Consider the following 20,095-nt stretch of genomic DNA (forward strand, 5'->3'; position numbering starts at 1 on the left):
GCTTGTCAACCGAAAAATTGATCTTTTTTTATTTTTAACGTGAATTTTCAACTGTTAGCTTTGAAACACCGTTAAGATAAGGAACTAATACCTCAGGAATATCCACTGAACCGTCTGCATTTTGATAATTTTCTAAAATTGCGGCCACTGTCCGGCCCACAGCCAAGCCGGAACCATTTAAAGTATGAACTAAATGAAGTTTTCCTTTTTGATCCCGATAGCGAATATGGGCGCGGCGCGCTTGAAAATCGGTACAGTTAGAACAACTGGAAATCTCGCGATAAGTGTTTTGCTGAGGCATCCAAACTTCCAAATCATAAGTTTTAGCTGAACTAAAACTAGCATCACCAGTAGATAGCGTAACTACATGATAAGGCAAGTTTAGTTTTTGTAAGATACTTTCCGCATTCGCAGTTAAAGACTCTAATTCTTTCCAAGAATCTTCCGGCTTACAATATTTAACCATTTCTACTTTATTAAACTGGTGCATTCGAATTAATCCCCGAGTATCACGGCCAGCTGAACCAGCCTCTGAACGAAAACAAGGAGTTAAAGCTGTTAAATAAGCAGGCAACTGTTCTTCAGTTAAAATTTCATCACGATAGTAATTAGTTAGGGGCACTTCCGCCGTCGGAATTAAGGTTAAAGGCCGTTCTTCATCAATAACTGTGTAAACATCTTCTTTAAATTTGGGAAATTGGCTCGTACCAAACATAGAATCCGCATTCACCATATAAGGTGGAATTACTTCAGTATAGCCATCTTTAGTATGCTCATCTAACATAAAGTTATAAATAGCCCGTTCTAATTTAGCGCCCATACCCATATAGTAAACAAAACGACTGCCGGAAACTTTAGATGCCCGTTCAAAATCGAGAATACCCAGGTTCTCTCCAATTTCCCAATGAGCCTTGGGGGTAAAAGTAAATTCCCGAGGCTGCTGCCATTTACGAACCTCAACATTATAAGATTCATCGGGCCCTATCGGCACAGAATCATCAGGAAAATTGGGCAAACGTACCAGAATATATTCGGTAGATTTTTCAATTTTGTCTAACTGCTCATCCAGTCCCTTAATTTGCTCGCCAACTTGTTTCATTGCAGCAACTTGTTCGCTAGCATCTCCTTGTTCGCGCTTGATTTGTGCAATTTGTTGAGAAGCCTTATTCCGCTGAGCTTTTAATTCTTCGCTTTGGGTTAAAAGCTGACGCCGTTTTTCATCTAATTCTAATAAATCATCCACTTGTTCCGGACCAATATTACGAGCGGCCAGCTTTTTTTTAGCCCATTCAGGGTCTTTTCTAATTAACTTAATATCTAACATATTAACCTCCTTAAATAAAAAGTCGATCCATCCCCAGAAGGGACGAATCGACTTAATTCGCGGTACCACCCAAATTCAGTGTTGGTCACTGCACTTTACACCGATAACGGTGGCAACCGTATAACTTCAATTATTATCCGCTTGAAAATACTGGAAGATGAGTTATTCAGGCTTTCAGCAATTGCCTGATTCTCTGGACATAAACTCTAAAGGTAATTCATGCGTTATCTAATGATGATAATAAGCTATTTGATTAAAAAAAGCAAATAGAAATAAAAAAGACTTAGAAAAAATGTTTCTAAGTCTGTTAATAATTTCAACTTATTAAGTAACAGGGACAGTGCTTAAGGTCCAAGTTAATTTGGCAATATAATCACCAGTTAACTGTGATCCTAAACTTGGAGTCTCTAAGTCCACATCCTTCTCACTATTAAATGCTAATCCCCAAATACTTTTACCTTGAATAGACTTACTCTGAGCGCTCCAAATTGTTGTACCAGGTTGTTCGGGAACAATTGAAATACTTTTAGTATCTGAATCTGTTCCTACTATGTTATTAGTCGGTGCCCCGGGATAACCATTAGTTGCAGCCTTTAAATCAAATTGCTTATTTTTAATAGCATCTTCAGTAATAGGTCCTTTAAAATTACCGTGTACTAAGCGAGCACTATTAAACCACATATAATCGATAGGCTGAATAGTAGGCTTGTCAGAATCACCATAAGGATGATCCGGAGTTTTAAGTTTAAAGTCAGACACCTGAGCCGTTAGAGTCCACCCACTTTTAGCAGGAATTAGGGCCCCTGTATTATCTCGGGGACTACGAAAATCGCCCACAACAATACTATCATCTTTATAATCATCTTGTTTATTGGCGCTGTTAGAAGATTCAGATTTATTTGGAACTAACTTCCAGAATTGATCAACCTGCACAATACGAGTACCAAAATTAAAATTAGGAGCGCTTATTAGCCACAAATCACCATCTTCAAAGCCAATACCAGCCTGTGATTGCCCAGTGGCTGAACCAGTATTATTCTGATTCTGAGAAACAGCAGCAGAGTTAATAATAGTACTGGAGTCCACCCCACTCAAAGCAGCACTAGGAGCAGCAGCCATAACCGATGTCGATAAACCAAATGTTGAACAAGTCAGTGCACCTAAAGCTACAACCTGGGTTAATTTTTGTTTTGACAAAATATCTCCTCCAGTCTTCTCTTACTACTGCTTGTTTTGTATCTGATTTTGTCCTCGTTTATAGAACCAATAGAACAAGAGACCAATCAATAATAAGATTATTATCACAATTATTAGAATAAGAGGCCAATAATTCTTATGATAGTCAGGATTTTGCCGATTCAAACGATTGGCATCTTTAGGAGAAATAGTGAAATTCTTTACAAAATACCAACTACGTTCCGGAGTACGTACCCGTACCCGAGCCTGATAATTACCTGCCTGCATCCGCTTAGTTCCCCAACTAACAGGAAAATCAAAATTGGAATTAGGTGCAAAGCTCATTTGCTTTTTCTTGTTTTGCACTACAAGCTCATTACTATGACGCCGATAAATACGCGCATGAACCTGCATTTTTCCATCTTTAATATATTTAGGTTGAAAATTCTGTAAATTCAAAAACACTGCAGGATCTACTCTCAACAAGCCTAACCTAATACTGTGCAAACGCAAATTCGGCTGTGCCTGAGAAATGTCGCCAACATTCATTAAGATACCTACAGAATAAGAATATAAATTAGTAATTGCTACTTTACGATTCTTTTTAGCATTGTCCTTTTTTAAATTTTTATTAACCGTCGGTGAATAAACATAAAAACTTCCCAACATGACCCCATTGAATTTTCCCTGGGGAATCTGCAAGTTTTGATTGACGACCTGACTTTGTTTAGGCTGTAATTTTACAGTTTGCTTAGTAGGCCCAATTTTAGTCCAATCATATTTTAAACTGGAATCTCTTTTTTTAGTCACATTGGCATAATTAATTTGACCTGAATTATCGGTTCCAGCAACCGTCGGTATTATAACAATTTTTATGGCCTTATTATAATTATTAGTTAACTTTAATTTTAAAGGGTGACTTTGCCCTGGTTGAAGATTCAAACTAAAATAATCTGCCTGATTACCAATTTCATTATCGACTGGTTCCACAGAAAAACCGGCCGCGCCACTGATTGCGGCTTGTGCCGGTTTTGTAAATGTAAACCAAGCGAAAATACTAGCCATTATTAGAATAAAATATTGCCATCTCTTCTGCACAAGCTTATCTCCTCTATCTTAGTATTACTCACTAGGTACTAGTGAAGAGGAGAAGCTGATAACGTCCAAGTTATAGTAGAAACATACTTTGTATTAGGCACAATCTTAGCGATACCAGCAGTTGTAGAGCCAGGTAAGACCACAAATTCTGCACTCGCATTATCTTTAAAATTGATTGCTGTCGGTCCAGGAGTCTTACTAGACTTTGATTGTGCAATCATGCCAGCATTGTTCAAAATATCAGTAGCTGAAGTAGCAAGGTCCAAACCAACTGTACTAGGGTCAATACTATTAGTTCCAGGCTTATATATTTTGTCTGGTTGATCTTTTACATTTTGACTTTCTGGAACATTATATGTCAACTTATCCGATCCCGTTCCATTAGTACCTCTATCATTTATTAAAACTTGAACATCCCCAGTAGTTAAATCTTTTACCGTCTCAGTTTCACTATTCTCTGGTGTAAAATTGCCTGCTTCAGCAGTTAAGGTCCAGTTATACGACTTACCATCCCCAGCCTTTGCCGAACCATCTGTTGAAGTGTAGCGGTTATCTACAATAACAGCCATCCGATTACTTTCTTCACTATTAGTAGAAACATCAATCATCTTATAAGTGTTAGCAGCAATTTTATTATCCATACTAAAATCAAAGTTAGGAACTTGATAAAGAATCAAATCACCAGATTTAAAACCAATTCCAGCATAAGACTTACCTGTAATCACCCCACTACCATTAGCATCAGACACAGCCGCACTGTTAATAATTTGTGAACCAGAATAATCCGAAACTCCAGCAACATCTTTTAAAGCTGATGTTGGTTGTTCCTCATCAGCACTAACACTCTGCACTAGAAATGGTGCTACAACTCCCACCAATGCCAAAGCACTGGCGGCTTTACTTAAACCCTTAATAGACATATTGAAATCCCCCTCTTTAGTTTTTCTTAGATTTCAGTTTTATTATAGAACAATATAAAAAATAAAGAAAGCTAAATATTACTTTTTCTTAATAATTTTCTGGTAACCCTGATTTTTTGCATACCAGAAAATCCCCCAGAAAAATAATCCTAAGGCTACAAGCGCAATACAAATGATAAAAATAATCAAGGGCCAACGATTAGGTTGCAAATCGCGATTTTGGCGATTTAATTGTAGAGCTTGGCGGTTACTAATCGTCAAATGTCTTTGAAAATGCCAGAGTTGATCACCAATTTTGACTTGGGCTTTAAATAGATAAGTATCAGCTTGGACAGGATGATTTCCCCATACAATAGTTAAAGGCACAATTGCATTGGCTGCCAAAGCTGCCTGGGGTAAGTGCAAGCTGGCCACTTTTTTACCATGGCTATCCTGCAGCTGAGCTGAGTAACTCACCGCTCCGTTACCATAATAAATAGGTGCTTGATTATGGATTTCACCAACAATTGTTACTTGACCTCCTTGTGCTTGTATATAAACCTTGCCTAAACGTAAATGTGGTTTTACATCCTCATAATTTCCGACGTTTAATAAAACGCCATAAGCCTGCTGAATTTGATTAGGAAAACGAGTATGCCGCTGAAGCTTTACAACTGGTTGAACAATGATCGAACCGGAAATTGACCCCTGATAATTCGGTGCCTGCAAAGTGACTGAAATTTTTTTGATTTTTTGAGCTGGGATACTAACTGTTCGAGGCGAAAAACCCAAATTCCGCAAATGATACTGCCAAGAAGAATCCATCCGCTGTTTAGTATTATCACCTAAAACAATCTGCCCGCTATTATCATTTTTAGCGACTCCGGGGCCTACTTTAATACTTACTTTTTTATTACTTATATTATGTAACCAAATTACAAAATGAATCTTCTGTTGGGGTTGAACATCCATATTAACTACACCATTAGACTTGTTAGCAGCCGGCAATTGCAACTGAACAGTCACAGGCATCTCAGCAGCATGAGTAGTCCAACAATTAAAAAAAATACACCAACCACCAACTATGATTAGTGTAATTAAAAAACGTGACTTTTTCATAAAAAACCTCGTTTATCATTAATTCGTAACATTTAAAGTCCAAGTAATAGGTGCTACATATTTATCAGCCGTATAAGGTTGGTTATCCAGATCTAAATTTAAATTGGCAGAATTCGGACGAACAAAGGTGACCATCACACCTAAACTATCTTTCTTATTATTTGAATTATTCAAATTACGTTGCAATATTACTTTTGACGTTCCTGTACTAATGTTTGCCCCTTGGTCAAACATCTGTAAACCATCTATAGCAGAACTTGCAGCAGGATCGTAATTAGAACTTTCTTCTAAAGTAGCCGTTTTCAAAAATGCTCCACCATTAAGCTCATTATTAAAGCTAATTGAAACATCATCAGAATTAATTTGCGAATTGTTGACATTATTTTCCCCTAATGAAGCAGTAACGGTCCAATTTAAATGACCGTTTTCATCCTTAATAATGAGCACACGCTTATCTGCAGTCGAATCTATTAATTGGAACTTACTTTTTCCTTCATTTCTTTTATGATACCCAAAGTCAAAATTGGGCACTTTATATAGAGTTATTGGATTAGTCAATAACTGATCGCCATAACCGATTCCGGCATAGGATGTACCAGCTGAACTACTACTACCAGCCGACTGATAGCCATCCTCCATACCTGCGGTAACTCCCGAAACATTAGTTAAAGCATGATCATCATCGGCTGCTACAGCTGGTTTAGCGAAACACGGGGCTATGATCAAAATCGATGAACCAGCTAGTAATGATAATTTGTTTCGTAAACGCACACATATCCCTCCCCCTGATACTCACGTTTTCATTTTAAGGCATAAGCTCTTAAAAGTAAATCCTAATCCTTCCTTTTTTGCCACAAGCCATAATGATAAACTAAAAAAGTCAGTAATATTAAAAGGCATACCGTAATGATTGCTATCACAATAAATATTACTTGATAATCGCGTGGTTTTTCAGGTAAATAACGATTCAATTCTTGAACCTGCTTATCGGATAAAATAAGGGTTCGTTTAAATTCATAGTGCATCCGCGGATTGGTAAAAGTATATTTTAAATAATATTTTCCTGCCAAAAGCGGACCCTTCTGCCAAGGAAATAACCAATCAACTTGAGAATTAGCCGCTAAATCAATATTATTCATTGTCTTAGTAAAATTCAATGCGTGATTTTTCGGATTAGTAACTTGTAATTTTAAGCGTCCTTTAGAAAAGGGATAGGCAGTTAAATTCTTGACTGGAGTAATTAAAAGCGGTTGTTGATTTTGTAAACGTAGTCGGGGTGCTCCAACATTCAAATGAACTTTTAATTTAGTCATAGATTGCTGTAAATATAGTCCATAACTGATTGCTGCTGTTGATAAAAAAGCTGATTGATTTTTGCCCTGATTTTGTAAACTGTCCTTTTGCTTTTGTAAATCAGTCTGAGAGCGAAACAACAACCCGCCCATCAAAATTCCTCGAATTCCGGCGGCAGGAACATGAAGATTCATCGTTTCCGTGACCCGCTGCTGCGGCTGTAAAGTAAGAGTCTTACCAGTAGTCAGCTTGCGAAAATCATATTGAGCATGCGGACCCGGTTGAGCGTTGGGCTCATCCAAATTTAGCTGTAGTTGAGAATTAGTTTGGACAATAACTGGTATAACTTCAATTACATTAGTTGAAGACAAAAAATTAGCTATTTGAAAAGTTATTTGATAATCATGATCGGGCTGAACTTTCAAATACCAACCCTGATTTATAGAACCCATCTGTTCGGGAGATGCCTGTGGAATAACTGTAAAAGTGCTGCCGGCAGCCTTGACTGAAAGTGTAAATACTCCCAAGCAAAAACAGAAATCTAAACAAATTGCAACAAACTTTTTCCAAAATTTCATAGACTACTCCGTTATTAAAATCAAACTATACAAAATAAGAGTAGCACTACTAGCTACCCTTTAATCCATTATTAAAATGCAAAGTAAATATTAAGAACCAGTATCAGGTGTCATTGCAACGGTCCATTGGAGCGGAAAAATCAAATTTAGATGCTGATACTTAGTTGTTGATTCTGAAGTTGAAGGACTAGTAGAAAAATAATTTTTTAATTTATCTAACTGATCTGTATCAGTTATCCAAAACGTGGCACTTTTAGCATTATTAAAATTTACACCTGATTCTCCCTGAGAACCCTCTTTTACTGAAAAAACATTAGTTGCACTACTACTAGAAGTATGATCCCCAATATATAACGGTATGTTTCCTCCTGCAGTTGCATCCGTGTATTGACTCCAATAACTAGGAATTTCCTTATAAGAATCATAAATAATCTTTCCAGCTGTTAGGTACTCACTGTTAAGCGTCAAGGTACCTATTGATTTTTGTTCTGCTGATGATGAAGTTGATTCAGAAGTACCTACACTTCTATCACTATCAGGATCATATAAATAACCTTTACCACATTGAACACTTACAGAAAAACCAACGGCCGCATCTGGTGAATTAACAATTAGACTACGTTGGTTAGCCTGACCATGTTTTAGGCTAACACCACTACTTGCAGCAGAAATTAAAGAATTATCCTTACCAAAATCAAAGTTAGGCATTCTATCAATAAAAAGACCAGCTTGCGTAAATGTCACGGTAACATTAGTAGAAGCACTCGTTGTTCCCGAAAGAGCCCCACTATCATCAGCCCAAACAGTCTGAACGCTTTGTGTTGCCATTAGTGCTGAACATAAAGTTGCACCTAAACAATATGAAAGTTTCCTACCCCAATTTTTCACAATCTACACCTCCTTTTCATTATAACAATTAATCTCCCAAACGTCTAATTAATTGTCAAAAAATTAATTATGTTTGCTTCCCTGCAAATACACCCACAATAAATATCCAATAACCAGTACAACGCCTAAAACAACAATCAACAAGATCCAAGTTAGAATTGGCCAATTACGGGCTGAGCTTTCTTTTGACAGAGTATTTTCTTGACTTTTAGTAATTGTAAATTTTCGAGTAAAGTTCTGCTCCCAGCCAGGCTTTTCTTTTACATTAAGATGCAAAACATAAGTGCCTGCAGTCAGCTTTTTGTAAGGCACAAAAACCTGCCACGTAGAATTAGGGGCCATTTGCATATTATTGAGCTGCCGAAGAGGCATATTTTTAGTTTTCGGAGTAATACGGACTCGTAATTTCATCTTACTTAAATTAATAGGTTGGGCATTACGTAACTCAAAATTGAGCCCCGATTGCATATTTCGTGATTGAGACCGAACATTGGGTCCTAAAGTTAGATGAGGATTAACGGTATGAGTTTGCGAACGTAAGACGACCCCCGTTACATAACGAATACGATTTTGAATAGTTAAATTTTTCTTTTTCGAATTACCTACTGCTGCTGAAGCCGTGATCCCACCTAAAATGATACCCTGAAAACTAGTCTTAGGAGCTTGATAAGTAAACTTAACTGTCCGTGATTGCTGCGGATCTATTACTATATTTTTATGCCGTTTTCCCTGCACTAAATCACTGAGTGCCGGCTGTTGAGCTTTATAAAGATGAACGTAAGATTTATCATAACTAATGATCCCATTCTGCGACGTATAGGCATTGTTAATATTGAGATCAACTTTTAATTTTTTGGTGCCCAAGTTGGTCACAACCATTTTCAGAGTTTGTTTTTGTTGAGGATGGACTTGTAAATCATAATAGGTTAATTTTTTATCTGTTTGATTATGTGGAATAACGGCCTTGACTGTAAAAGAACGTGCTGGTTGATTATTGTTATCTTTATTAGCGGCTACAGTTGGTAGAAACCAAGTAGTTAAGAAAAGACAGCCAGTAATTACTACAACCAAAGCACTCACAAATTTAATCCTTTTCATCAATAAACCTCCTAAGATTAACGTCGATTATGTGAAGAATATCTTGAATTCCGGGGAGCATTAGGGGGTTGCTGACGAGTAGCATTTAGTTTTTTACTTTGACGACTTTGTGACCATAATCCCCAAATAACGAACATAATTAGTAGTAATAAAGCAGCTGTAATCATAAGATATAAAACCGTTTTGTCAGACTGTAAGTTATTACAATTTTTATTCACAGCATCAGCCTGCTTTTGGGTAATCTGATAACTACCGGAAAACTTCCATTTAGTTTTACCACTACGCGCCGTACCTTGAGCCTGATAAATTCCAGGTTTAATTGGCAGAGATTGTTGATCAAAGGCTACAGGAACATTGGAATTGGGAGCTATTTTTTTATAAACTTGATCCGCATTAACAGGTTTAAAACCCAAATTAAATAACTCCAATAATCCTTTACGTCTTAAAGTCATATGAACAGTGACATTTTTCATTAATCCAGGTTGATTATTGCTTAGATTGACATTAATAACCGGGGTATGATTAACTGCTTGAGGCTTAATTCCGTCTAAGATTAAGACACCGCCTACTGCCTTGTTAGTTTCAGTAATCCAGACGGGCACTTTTAAACCACCATCATGCGGATGATCCAGATCGTAAATGTAAAACCCGGCCATTATAAATCCCGGCAAACTTTCTGGCGGCGTCTTAATATTAAAAGACAATTCCTTAGTTTGATTCGTATTCAAAGTAACAACTTGAGCAGACACCATGTCCCGAAACGCCACTTTTAAACCATAGGTCCCGGATTTTATAATTTCTGAATAAATAATTTGCCCAGTCGGACTTGTAGAAGCATTGGTAGGCCGAATACGCAAACGAGCAGTACTAGGTCCAAAATTGGAAAATGACATTTTCACTGTATAAACGTGATTGGGTTGTGCAATAATTTGAAATTTATCAGTTACATTAGGGTCATTTACAATTGGAGTAACTGTAATATCTTGAACATCAGCTTGGATATCCGTCAGACAAAACTGACCACTAATAAAAGTTATCACAAAAGCAGCTAAAAGCATGAAGAATTTCTTTTTCATAATCAATCTCAATTCTCCTTAACTATCACTATTGATGATAACATAATATCACAAAAAAGGCAGACACTTTTCCTGTGTCTGCGATATTTAACATAATTTAATATTGATTATTCATTGGAGGTTGCTTTTTTTGTTGATTCCGCCGACCAAAGAAAATTCCTAATCCTAGAACCAAAATTAAGGCCAGTAGAGCAATTAAGATCCATAACCAGGTATAATTAGGTTTAATACCGGACAGCTTATTATACTTAGCAGCATCAGCATTAGAGATAGAAAAATCTTTATTAATAATCCAAGATTTAGTTTTATCAGCAGTGGTATATTTCATCCGGAGATGATAATCTCCCGCTTGTAAAGTTTTTTTACCCCAATCAATATAAAATTGATAATTAGAATTAGGAGCTACGGATTGCGGATTGCCACTGGTAGTTTTAACCTTGAACTTATGGTCATCAGGCCGTCGTGTTACTGTGGCTTGCAAACTAAGATCTGGTAAAAAACCATCCACATAATTCTGTACATGGGCATTAACTCCCCGTGACTTCAGCGTTTTATCTGCTGTGGGAGAAACTCCTAAGATACGAAATTCAGGATTTTTCTTGTTTCCCTGTGCCTGGCGAACTTTTACCGGAAGACCCTGCGAATATTTATTCTTAATCAAAGTTCCATTAGAGGTTAAAGATGTTTCAGCCTTTTGATGATAAGGAGAGACCGTAATCCCGCCCATCAAATATCCTGTGAATTTTTTAGTCGGAATAGTTATGTTAAAACCAACATTTTGCATAGAATTAGCCTTCACAGTTACAACTTGCTGAACAGGCTTAATATAATTTTTAAGATTAAGCTTTAAACTAGAATCTGGTCTTCTCTTCTTAACATAATTATAAGAACCATCATCAGTAGTTCCTGCAGTATAAAAATGAACTTCATACTGTTGATCCTTAGAAGACTGATTGCTAATCGTTATACTAGCATTAACAGTCTGACCTGGGGAACCAAAAACATCAATTTGCCCGTTTTGAGCAATTTGATTATTACCATAGTTAACCTTCAATCCATAATTTGGTGAAGTAGCAAAGGCTGAACTACCGGTAAAAAATAATAACAAACTAAAAAAGGTAATCCAAAAAATAAAATTACATTTCTTCATACTAGAAAGATGCATTGATCTGAACTCCTTATTAGTGTTTATGTAAAGTAAACACTGATTTTCAATCAGGTACAAAAAACAAATAAATAATACTAAAAATAAAACCACTACCTATTGTAGTGGTTTTATTTTTAGTAGTCAATACTTCTTAATTTAAAATAAGAAAATACAAACGAACGGAGCACAATACTAACTAACTTCACGGATCCTAGGATGCAGCAACCTTAGCATTTAAAGTCCATGTCATAGTAGCATACCATTGACCCTCAGCAGCAGTTGGTGGTACATTCAACTTTACATCTTTACCAGTAAATGCCCATGTATGATTACCACCTGACGTCTTTGTACCTGTTGTTATAAGTGTACCGCTAGCTCCTTCTTGAATATTCCCAGGACTAGCTTCTAACGTATCAAATTTATTATTTTTGTTATATTGTTCTCGTAAACCAGCAGAACCTTTAACAAAGTCTAATGAAAACTTATCAGTGTCAGGTCTTGTTGTTGTGGTTGTACCATTGTGATTAAAGCCGCCCAATGCAAGAGTTAAAGAAAAACCCATACCATCCTGTGGAGTAGGATTAGTAGGAGTAGGTTTTTGACTGTGACGACTATCAAGAATAGTTAATAAGCCAGAATCACCGGCATCATTTGCGCCATGACCAGCATTTTGATAATTAACTAAATCAGCAGTATTACCAGCAATAGCAGCACCAAAACCAAAATTAGGAACACTTTGTAAAATTAAATAACCATCAATAACATTGACACTAGCATCTGAAGTTGCTGTTACAGAACCAGAATCAGAATTTTTGTCCTTGGATGTTGCTGCAGGCAACGAGGCACCTGATGATGGTGTTTGACTAACGCCATCATTAGTTACGGGATAACCAGTGGCCGCATTAGCAACTGCTGCTGGTGCTAATGTAGTCAATACCATTGTTGCCGTAGCAATTGAACTAAATAATTTACCCATTTTCATGAATAATACCTCCCCAAAATAATATCTAGATAAATAAATATCCGTCTTTATGATATCACTGATAATAAAAACGTCAACCTACTTATCACCGATTAAACTTAAAAAGTGACATTAACTTCTTGCGATAAACAACAATCAAGCCTAGCAACAAACTCCAACCTAACACTACAGCACCATAACTGTTTGCATCACCCGTATTCGGATAATTAGTATTCTCCACTACGGTAACCGCTCCGGGTGTACTCATTTTAACTGGAGCATTACCCTTGTTATCAGTAGTGGACTTAACATTATCAGTTACTAAGACATTAGCATCCGATTTAGCAGTTGCCTGGCCTACATTACTGTTTTCTCCCTTATTAGCCGCAACGGGAAGAGCCTTACTAATCTCATTGCCACTGTAATCATAACCAGTACCCGCCCAAGTTAAAGTGGTATGAATACCGATTACAATGCCAATTACAACAAGCAGAGCAATAACCAATCCTGCTACTTTACCAAAAGTGAGTCGCTTGAAATTACTATTTGTTTTATATTTCATTCAACGACCCCTCCCACTAAGTTAGAATTGAAGTAATGCACTATCTATAATATAGCACAACTTCACAAAAAAAACACAATTTTTCAAATAAAATTCATAATTAAATAATATTTTGCCATAATTGCCAAATATGTTGCGCATCAAACTGCACTGCAGTTTGATATGATCCTTGGCAAAGATTTTCTTGTAAAGAAGAATCGCTCATAATTTTAATAATTTTTTGAGCTGCTTCTTCAGGAGCATCTTGCTGAATCAGATAACCATTACTACCGTCTTGAATAATGTCACGCGGGCCGTAACGGCAATCATAAGCAACTAAAGGCACTCCATGACTGACAGCTTCTAAAAAAGTTAAGGGAAAACCCTCACTAATGGAAGTTAATAACAAAAGGGCTGCTCGGTCATATTCGGCATTTAAATCTGATTTAACCCCACATAACTTTACCGCATGGCGTAAATTATTCACAGCAATTAACCCTTTAATCCGATCGTATTCTTTGATTTCTGTAATCCCGCCAAAAATATCCAAATGCGCCTGCGGAAGAGTCTTACGTACCAATTGTAAAATTTGAATAGCCTGGCTAAGCTGTTTTTCGCTTGAGATTCGTGCCACCATCATAATTCGGTAGCGATCACGGTGGGTCAACGGCACCTGGGGAATTTCAGTTTGTGCAAAACCACCGGGAATGGCTCTGACTTTATCTCCCAAGTGAAAGCGCTGATTAATCTCGCTTTTTTCCGTTCGGGAAGGACAAATCAGAAAATCAAAAAGATCCGCATGCTCTAAGGCAAAACTATAGTTATAATTTAAACCGCCAGTTAGCGGATTGCCACGTGGATCTGATCCAAATTGATTATGGATATAGACTCCCTTCCGCGCTGCTGTCTGCATTCGACAGAGAGCTTCATTACATTCATAGCGATCAGAAATAAAGAGATTATTTTCTCCATAGTCTTGATTTAAATGATCAAAAAAGAAAGCCTGAAAATTTCGCAAATCTTGAAAATTATATTTATGACCTCGAAAATTTAATTTATACAAGGCCACATGTTTCTCATCTTTAAAAACCTGGGTACAGAAAGTTTTCCCCTGTGTATTTATAACCTCCTGTTTTTTTACATGTCCTTTCTGATCATAATAATATTTAGCTGATAAAAAGCCCCGGGTATCATAGGCTTCTCCATAATTAGGAGTTTTACTGCCCAATGGTGCAAAAGCCACAGACAGAACCTGCTTAGTGTCTGCCGAAGCTCTGACTAAAGCTTGACGTCCATCTGAAGTTGTGACTAAATACCCCAGCTCATCTTTCTCTTTTCCTAAAAAACGTGTTTGCAAATAATGATTTTTTTGACAATATTCGATAATTGTATTTTTTTGATAAAAATCATTCTCATTTTCGCCTAAGTAATCAAAAATATTAATAACATCTTGGACGTCGACACCAAACTTTCCCGGGCCGGCTGTCCAATTATTTCGATAAAAGGTAGTAACAATTTTGGCAGGTTGGTGATATTTTTGAAAAAGTCGTAAGCGCTTAATCTCGGAATGCTCAATACCTGAACTAGGATTAGATAAATCCACATTAACAAAGAAATTCATCACAATAGCTCCTTTATCTCAAATTATAGCAAATATTACAATGACTACAAGCAGCGCACCATACTTTCTTTAAAGAATCCAGTATAATAGAATTGAGGTGATAAAAATGAAAATTACGCGACTAGGAAAGGAATTTGCAACTTTAACGGCTGTTCCCGAAGTGGGAGATCAATTCCCAGAATTTACAGTTAAAAATAGCAACGGTCAAACAGTGCAATTGTCTGATCTCTTGACTAAAACTTTACTTATTAGTGTGGTACCCGATATTAATACCAGCGTCTGCAGTTTACAAACAAAAAAATTTAATGAAGAAGTTGATCAATATGGGGATATTAATTTTGTAACTATTTCCACTAATACCCCTAGCCAACAGTCTCAGTGGTGTGCAGCCCAAAATGTTAAAAAAATGCAGCTGTTATCAGATCAGGAACAAAACTTTGGTAAAGCAACTCATTTACTGATGAGTGATTCTGGACTCTTGGCCCGTTCTGTCTGGGTAATTAATAGCCAAGGACAAATTATTTATCGAGAAATTGTTGGCGAAATGACTAATGAACCGAATTATAATCAAGTTCTCGATCAACTTAATCAGAATTAAAATCACCCTATAGGAACCAATAAAAAAGCTGTGACTAAAAAAGAAGTCACGGCTTTTTTAACGCCGGCGATGTTTGACAAAAGTCACAAAATGTAACAAACAGGCTAATAAAACAAAGAAAATAATCGTAAAACTCAAATAATTCCACCAAAAATTAGTCAAAGGTAGAAATTTTCCCAAAAATAATTGCAAAGTCATAGTCACTAAAGCCATCAAAGCAATCATTAAAAATAACTGCACATAGCGCTTCACTGTTGCATCATCCTTTCTCACATAGGTAGAAAGCTTAGCTCCATAACGGGCACATAATTGCTGCTTGGCCCGCGGCAATCGTGATAAGTGCAAAGTATTAGGGCAAACAATCTCACCCACCTTAATTACTCCAGCCGCACTCATTACTCGATCCATAGTTTTAAAAGTCTCATCCGTCACTCCTGTTAACCAATTTTCCAATGTGCTGGCGTAACAATCAGTAATTGTCAAATAATGTTTATTTTTAAAGGGACCGGGAATAGTGTCACCGTTCTTTTTAAAATATACTAATTCGGGCCGCAAACAATCGAGAAATTTTTTCATAATACCAGATAATTCCCGCCAATAAGTCGGAGCCGCTAAAACCCAGACATCACTGGCAGCTAATTTATTGACCAAGAATTGTAAATCATTGTTTGTATGGACATCACGCGGATGAATTTCATAATCTTCTAAAAAAATAGTTTCTGTTTCGATCGTAGCATCCACATGATCTAAAACCTGTTGGAGCATTTGTGCAGTTACACCTTGTCGACTTTGAGAGCCGAGAATTCCTAAAATTTTCATAATGACTGTACTTTCTTATAATGTAAATTATTTAAATAATTTAAAATTGTTACTATTAACATCGCAATCCCAGCTATAATAAACAATACTCGAAAAGAAGAATGATCAATAATAAAACCTCCAAATAATGGACCTAAAGCGCGTCCTATCGATGAAAAGCCGCTGACTAATCCTTGATTACGGCCCTTGATTTGCGGCGCAGACCAATTATCAATAATTACCGGCACACTAGGTACATAAATTGCTTCCCCAATCGTTAATAAAATCATCCCCAAATAAATATAAATGACTTGATGACTGGCAACCGTTATAAAATAAGAAATAGCCAAAAAACTCAAGCCAACATTTACTCGATCAAATAAATTAGCGATCATCTTGGGAAAACGAGTTAACAAACTTTGCACAATAATAATCACTGCTCCGTTTAAGGCCCATAAAATACTATAAACCCGCAACTTAAAGCCCATATCTAACAGATAAACTGAGAAATTGCTCTCCCACTGGGAATACATCATCCAGACAACAACCAAGGTCAAAAAAGATACGGTAAATAACGAAGGAGCGGGACCTTTTTGCTGGCGCCGCTCAATTTTAGCCCGCGAAACCGGTCTGTCCGGATATTTTACTCGCTGGCGGGGAAAAAAGCATAAGAGCATTATCAGCGAAAACGCATAAATACCAGTTGCAAAAATAAAAATTGGTGCAATGGATTTTTGAAAAATTTCACTAATTATCATTGTTCCCACTACCAAGCCGACATTTAAAACCAAATAGATCTTATTAAATACTTGGGTAGTAGATTGCCCCGAAATCAGCGTTCCATAAACGTTAATTGCCGTTGTCAGCCAGCCGGAAGTAAAACCGAAAATAGTCAAAATAATCGGATAAGCCGGCCAGCCATCTAGCCAAATTCCTACCAAACAAATCAATACACATGAAATCATGCCCGTTATAGTTAACAGAAATTGATTATACCGATCGTATAATTTTCCCATTAAGACGGAGCCTACAACATTAGCTACTGAAAAGCAAAATAAAGCAGTTCCCGTCACGGTTAAAGATTTATGTAAGATAGTATTCAAATAAATGGTAGCTAGTGGCCACATCATACTATAGGCAGTTTCGTTCAAAAAGGCGACGATCATTAACGGCCGTAAACGCACTCGCTTCATACTTTCCTCCATAAAAAATTTTTACTATAATTAGTTAATAATATCATAACGCAAACTCTGAAAGGAGCGCAAAACATGAGCAACCAATATCAGCCCCGCGACACTAAAGACGCTCTTCGTTATTTGGAAAAATTGGCCAATCGCTATCTCAAAGCTCCCTTAACGCCGGATCTTTTGGCTTATAATCAAAAACAAATTAATTATTTACGACAGCAGGTAGTGCCGATCGCCCAATATCAAGAACATAATCAAAAACGGGCCCAACAAGCAAAACAAATGGCCGAACAATTAGAATTATGGCAGACACGCCGTTTAGCTGGACTGCAGGTGCCCGACAAAATGCATCATTTTCAATTAGTCTCAACGCCAGCAATTAAATATCATCATCAAAAAAACAAAACACAACAACCAGGCAGTTATCGAGCCCAAAAACGTTAATCCCCCCGATTAGAATTGCAAAAGTATTGCTGAATATTATCATCTTCCTTTTGGAGATGATTAAGCTCTAATTGTGGTAAACTACTGGTAAATAAAGCTGGGAGGCAAAACAATGTCAGAAACAATTATGGTTGCCGGCGGAGCTGGTTATATTGGCTCACATATGGTTCATCAATTACTAAAAACCGGTTATGATGTGGTCATTGTCGATAATCTATCAACAGGCCATCGTCAAGCAGTTAATCCGCAGGCGCGTTTTTATGAGGGGGATACGCGGGATATACAATTTTTAAAACAAGTTTTTGCCCAAGAACCAATCCAAGCCATAATCCATATGGATGCGTTCTCTATCGTGCCTGAATCTGTTGGTGATCCTTTAAAATATTTTGATAACAATGTCATTGGGATGATTAAACTACTGGAAATCATGCAGCAATATGACGTTAAATATTTAATTTTCTCTTCTACGGCGGCTACATTTGGTCAACCACAACAAAGCCCCATTACTGAACAAACTCCCCAACAACCTATTAATCCTTATGGTGTAAGTAAACTTATGATGGAGCAAATGATGCACTGGGTGGACCAAGCTTATGGTATTAAATCAGTAGCACTTAGATATTTTAATGCTGCCGGAGCTTTGGCTGATGGTTCCATTGGCGAAGACCATAATCCGGAAACCCATTTAATTCCGATTATTCTTAAAACGGCCATGGGACAACAGGATACTTTAAAGATCTATGGTAATGACTATCAAACACCAGACGGTACCAATGTGCGTGATTACGTCCACGTTACTGATTTAGCTCAGGCTCACATTCTGGCTTTAAAATACTTACAGGCTGGTAATCCCAGTACCGCCTTTAATTTAGGATCGAACCAAGGTTTTTCCGTGCAAGAAATTATCCAAGCTGCCCGCAAAGTAACGCAAAAAGCAATTCCTGCAGAAATAGCTCCTCGCCGCGGAGGCGATCCGGACATTTTGATTGCTGATAGCAGTCGTGCTAAAAGTATCTTAGGTTGGCAACCCCAGTATACTGATATTCAAGCGATTATTAAAACGGCTTGGACTTGGAAACAAAAACATCCGCAAGGCTATCAATCTTAAAAAAAATAAAATTTCACATTTTCTTCACAGTTTAACAATTACTAATTCATAACTGCATTTTATAATAGGGCTTGTAAGTTGATAAGAGATGAATATTTCTTATCACCTCCCCAATATAATATTTAAATATTGAATCCCCCCCTCAATAATTTAAATAATAAAAACACCGCCTTAGCGGTGTTTTTTCTTTTACATAAAAAAATTTTTAATGCGGTGCTACTTGCTTTTGAATTTTGTCAATTAAATCTTGTAAATTAGTAATTTGATATTTGTCCATCACCGCTGGCAGGTCCTGTACAATCTTTAAACAGGCATCAGCTTGATGATAAGTAGCACTACCCACCTGCACGGCATTAGCTCCGGCAATTAACATCTCTAAAACATCGGCAGCAGAAGCAATTCCCCCCACACCAATAATTGGCAGCGAAGTGGCTGTGCGAACTTGCCGTATCATCCGCACTGCTAGCGGATGCAAAGCACTGCCGGATAATCCGCCAGTACCATGAGCCAAAAGCGGTTGCTGAGTCTTAAGATCAAAGCCTAAACCTGTTAGAGTATTGATCATAGTTACGCCATCAGCACCGCCCTTTTGGGCAGCTAAAGCTATTTTCACAATATCAGTTACATTAGGCGTTAATTTCATAAATACTGGTTTAGTTACCACCTGCTTAATTTGTCGAGTTAATTTTGTAACTATTTGGGGATCTGTTCCAAAAGCCAACCCGCCTTGTTCAACATTTGGACAAGAAATATTTATTTCCAGCCATTTTATATTAGGAGCACTGGCTAATTTTGGGGCCACAGTTACATATTCATCCAGTGTAGAGCCGGCCACACTGCCAACGATCGGTAAATCTGGATAATGCTGTGCTAACCACGGCAATTTGGTGGTCAATACGTCTTGAAGACCGGGATTTTTTAAACCGATGGCATTTAACCACCCTCCTGTCATCTGCGCAGTTGTTGGTCGGGCGTTTCCTTGACGAGCATTGAGCGTGGTCGACTTAATTACAAAGGCTCCTAACGCGTTTAAATCAAAATCTTGGGCCATTTTTTGTCCATAAGCAGCCGTTCCACTAGCCGGCATAACGGGATTTTTTAAAGTAATATTAGGTAACTTTACATTTAAACGTTTCATTTA

The 20,095-nt window shown here is 37.2% G+C and carries 20 protein-coding genes; 3 read left to right on the plus strand and 17 right to left on the minus strand.

Features of this window, described 5'->3' with window-relative positions; genetic code table 11:
* Positions 1–34: 34 nt before the first annotated feature.
* The 14 genes from serS to JG29_RS06500 all read right to left on the minus strand — a co-directional run bounded on the left by serS (position 35) and on the right by JG29_RS06500 (position 14,819).
* Positions 35–1,324, minus strand: coding sequence for a serine--tRNA ligase (serS, locus tag JG29_RS06435; protein WP_045923126.1), 1,290 nt, complete (start codon positions 1,322–1,324; stop codon positions 35–37).
* Between the two features lie 324 nt (positions 1,325–1,648).
* Positions 1,649–2,521 (minus strand): WxL domain-containing protein, encoded by an 873-nt coding sequence (locus JG29_RS06440; RefSeq protein WP_045923127.1) that lies wholly within the window; start codon positions 2,519–2,521, stop codon positions 1,649–1,651.
* Between the two features lie 24 nt (positions 2,522–2,545).
* Positions 2,546–3,565 carry a WxLIP family cell surface protein gene (locus JG29_RS06445; protein WP_156961641.1) on the minus strand — a complete coding sequence of 340 codons (1,020 nt, stop codon included), beginning with the start codon at positions 3,563–3,565 and terminating at the stop codon, positions 2,546–2,548.
* A 71-nt stretch (positions 3,566–3,636) separates the two neighbouring features.
* A complete protein-coding gene (locus tag JG29_RS06450; protein WP_045923129.1) occupies positions 3,637–4,518 on the minus strand; it encodes a WxL domain-containing protein in 882 nt (293 codons plus the stop codon).
* A 78-nt stretch (positions 4,519–4,596) separates the two neighbouring features.
* Positions 4,597–5,616 carry a WxL protein host-binding domain-containing protein gene (locus tag JG29_RS06455; RefSeq protein ID WP_045923130.1) on the minus strand — a complete coding sequence of 340 codons (1,020 nt, stop codon included), beginning with the start codon at positions 5,614–5,616 and terminating at the stop codon, positions 4,597–4,599.
* A gap of 18 nt (positions 5,617–5,634) precedes the next feature.
* A complete protein-coding gene (locus tag JG29_RS06460) occupies positions 5,635–6,387 on the minus strand; it encodes a hypothetical protein (RefSeq protein WP_045923131.1) in 753 nt (250 codons plus the stop codon).
* 62 nt (positions 6,388–6,449) lie between these two features.
* On the minus strand, positions 6,450–7,487 hold the full coding sequence (locus JG29_RS06465; protein ID WP_045923132.1) for a WxL protein host-binding domain-containing protein: 1,038 nt from the start codon (positions 7,485–7,487) through the stop codon (positions 6,450–6,452).
* A 90-nt stretch (positions 7,488–7,577) separates the two neighbouring features.
* Complete coding sequence (locus JG29_RS06470) at positions 7,578–8,375, minus strand: hypothetical protein (protein WP_045923133.1); 798 nt, start codon at positions 8,373–8,375, stop codon at positions 7,578–7,580.
* Positions 8,376–8,438: 63 nt separating this feature from the next.
* Positions 8,439–9,473, minus strand: a complete 1,035-nt coding sequence (locus JG29_RS06475; RefSeq protein ID WP_045923134.1) for a DUF916 domain-containing protein — start codon at positions 9,471–9,473, stop codon at positions 8,439–8,441.
* Between the two features lie 17 nt (positions 9,474–9,490).
* Entirely contained in the window at positions 9,491–10,549 is a 1,059-nt protein-coding gene (locus JG29_RS06480) for a WxL protein host-binding domain-containing protein (protein WP_156961642.1), read from the minus strand.
* Between the two features lie 97 nt (positions 10,550–10,646).
* Positions 10,647–11,714, minus strand: a complete 1,068-nt coding sequence (locus JG29_RS06485; RefSeq protein ID WP_045923136.1) for a WxL protein host-binding domain-containing protein — start codon at positions 11,712–11,714, stop codon at positions 10,647–10,649.
* Positions 11,715–11,907: 193 nt separating this feature from the next.
* On the minus strand, positions 11,908–12,678 hold the full coding sequence (locus tag JG29_RS06490) for a hypothetical protein (protein WP_045923137.1): 771 nt from the start codon (positions 12,676–12,678) through the stop codon (positions 11,908–11,910).
* An 85-nt stretch (positions 12,679–12,763) separates the two neighbouring features.
* Entirely contained in the window at positions 12,764–13,219 is a 456-nt protein-coding gene (locus tag JG29_RS06495; RefSeq protein ID WP_045923138.1) for an LPXTG cell wall anchor domain-containing protein, read from the minus strand.
* 100 nt (positions 13,220–13,319) lie between these two features.
* Positions 13,320–14,819: a glycosyltransferase gene (locus JG29_RS06500; RefSeq protein ID WP_045923139.1), complete on the minus strand. Its 1,500-nt coding sequence runs from the start codon at positions 14,817–14,819 to the stop codon at positions 13,320–13,322.
* A 106-nt stretch (positions 14,820–14,925) separates the two neighbouring features.
* Between JG29_RS06500 and tpx the strand changes: the two genes are divergently transcribed.
* The gene (gene tpx / locus JG29_RS06505) at positions 14,926–15,417 is read left to right on the plus strand and encodes a thiol peroxidase (protein ID WP_045923140.1); all 492 of its coding nucleotides are present in this window, start codon (positions 14,926–14,928) and stop codon (positions 15,415–15,417) included.
* Positions 15,418–15,474: 57 nt separating this feature from the next.
* Here tpx and JG29_RS06510 read toward each other — a convergent pair whose 3' ends face one another.
* Entirely contained in the window at positions 15,475–16,236 is a 762-nt protein-coding gene (locus JG29_RS06510) for a flavodoxin family protein (RefSeq protein WP_045923141.1), read from the minus strand.
* Positions 16,233–17,408: an MFS transporter gene (locus tag JG29_RS06515; protein WP_045923142.1), complete on the minus strand. Its 1,176-nt coding sequence runs from the start codon at positions 17,406–17,408 to the stop codon at positions 16,233–16,235. The genes JG29_RS06510 and JG29_RS06515 overlap by 4 nt, the downstream gene beginning before the upstream one ends.
* A gap of 75 nt (positions 17,409–17,483) precedes the next feature.
* On the opposite strand from JG29_RS06515, the gene JG29_RS06520 reads away from it, so the two are divergent.
* Positions 17,484–17,846 (plus strand): hypothetical protein, encoded by a 363-nt coding sequence (locus JG29_RS06520; protein WP_045923143.1) that lies wholly within the window; start codon positions 17,484–17,486, stop codon positions 17,844–17,846.
* A gap of 112 nt (positions 17,847–17,958) precedes the next feature.
* Positions 17,959–18,954, plus strand: coding sequence for a UDP-glucose 4-epimerase GalE (galE, locus tag JG29_RS06525; RefSeq protein WP_045923144.1), 996 nt, complete (start codon positions 17,959–17,961; stop codon positions 18,952–18,954).
* 205 nt (positions 18,955–19,159) lie between these two features.
* On the opposite strand, the gene JG29_RS06530 is transcribed toward galE, so the two are convergent.
* Positions 19,160–20,092: a dihydroorotate dehydrogenase gene (locus JG29_RS06530; RefSeq protein ID WP_045923145.1), complete on the minus strand. Its 933-nt coding sequence runs from the start codon at positions 20,090–20,092 to the stop codon at positions 19,160–19,162.
* Between the last annotated feature and the right edge of the window lie 3 nt (positions 20,093–20,095).

This window comes from Bombilactobacillus mellis (assembly GCF_000967245.1).
In the GTDB taxonomy this organism is placed as follows: Bacteria; Bacillota; Bacilli; order Lactobacillales; family Lactobacillaceae; genus Bombilactobacillus; species Bombilactobacillus mellis.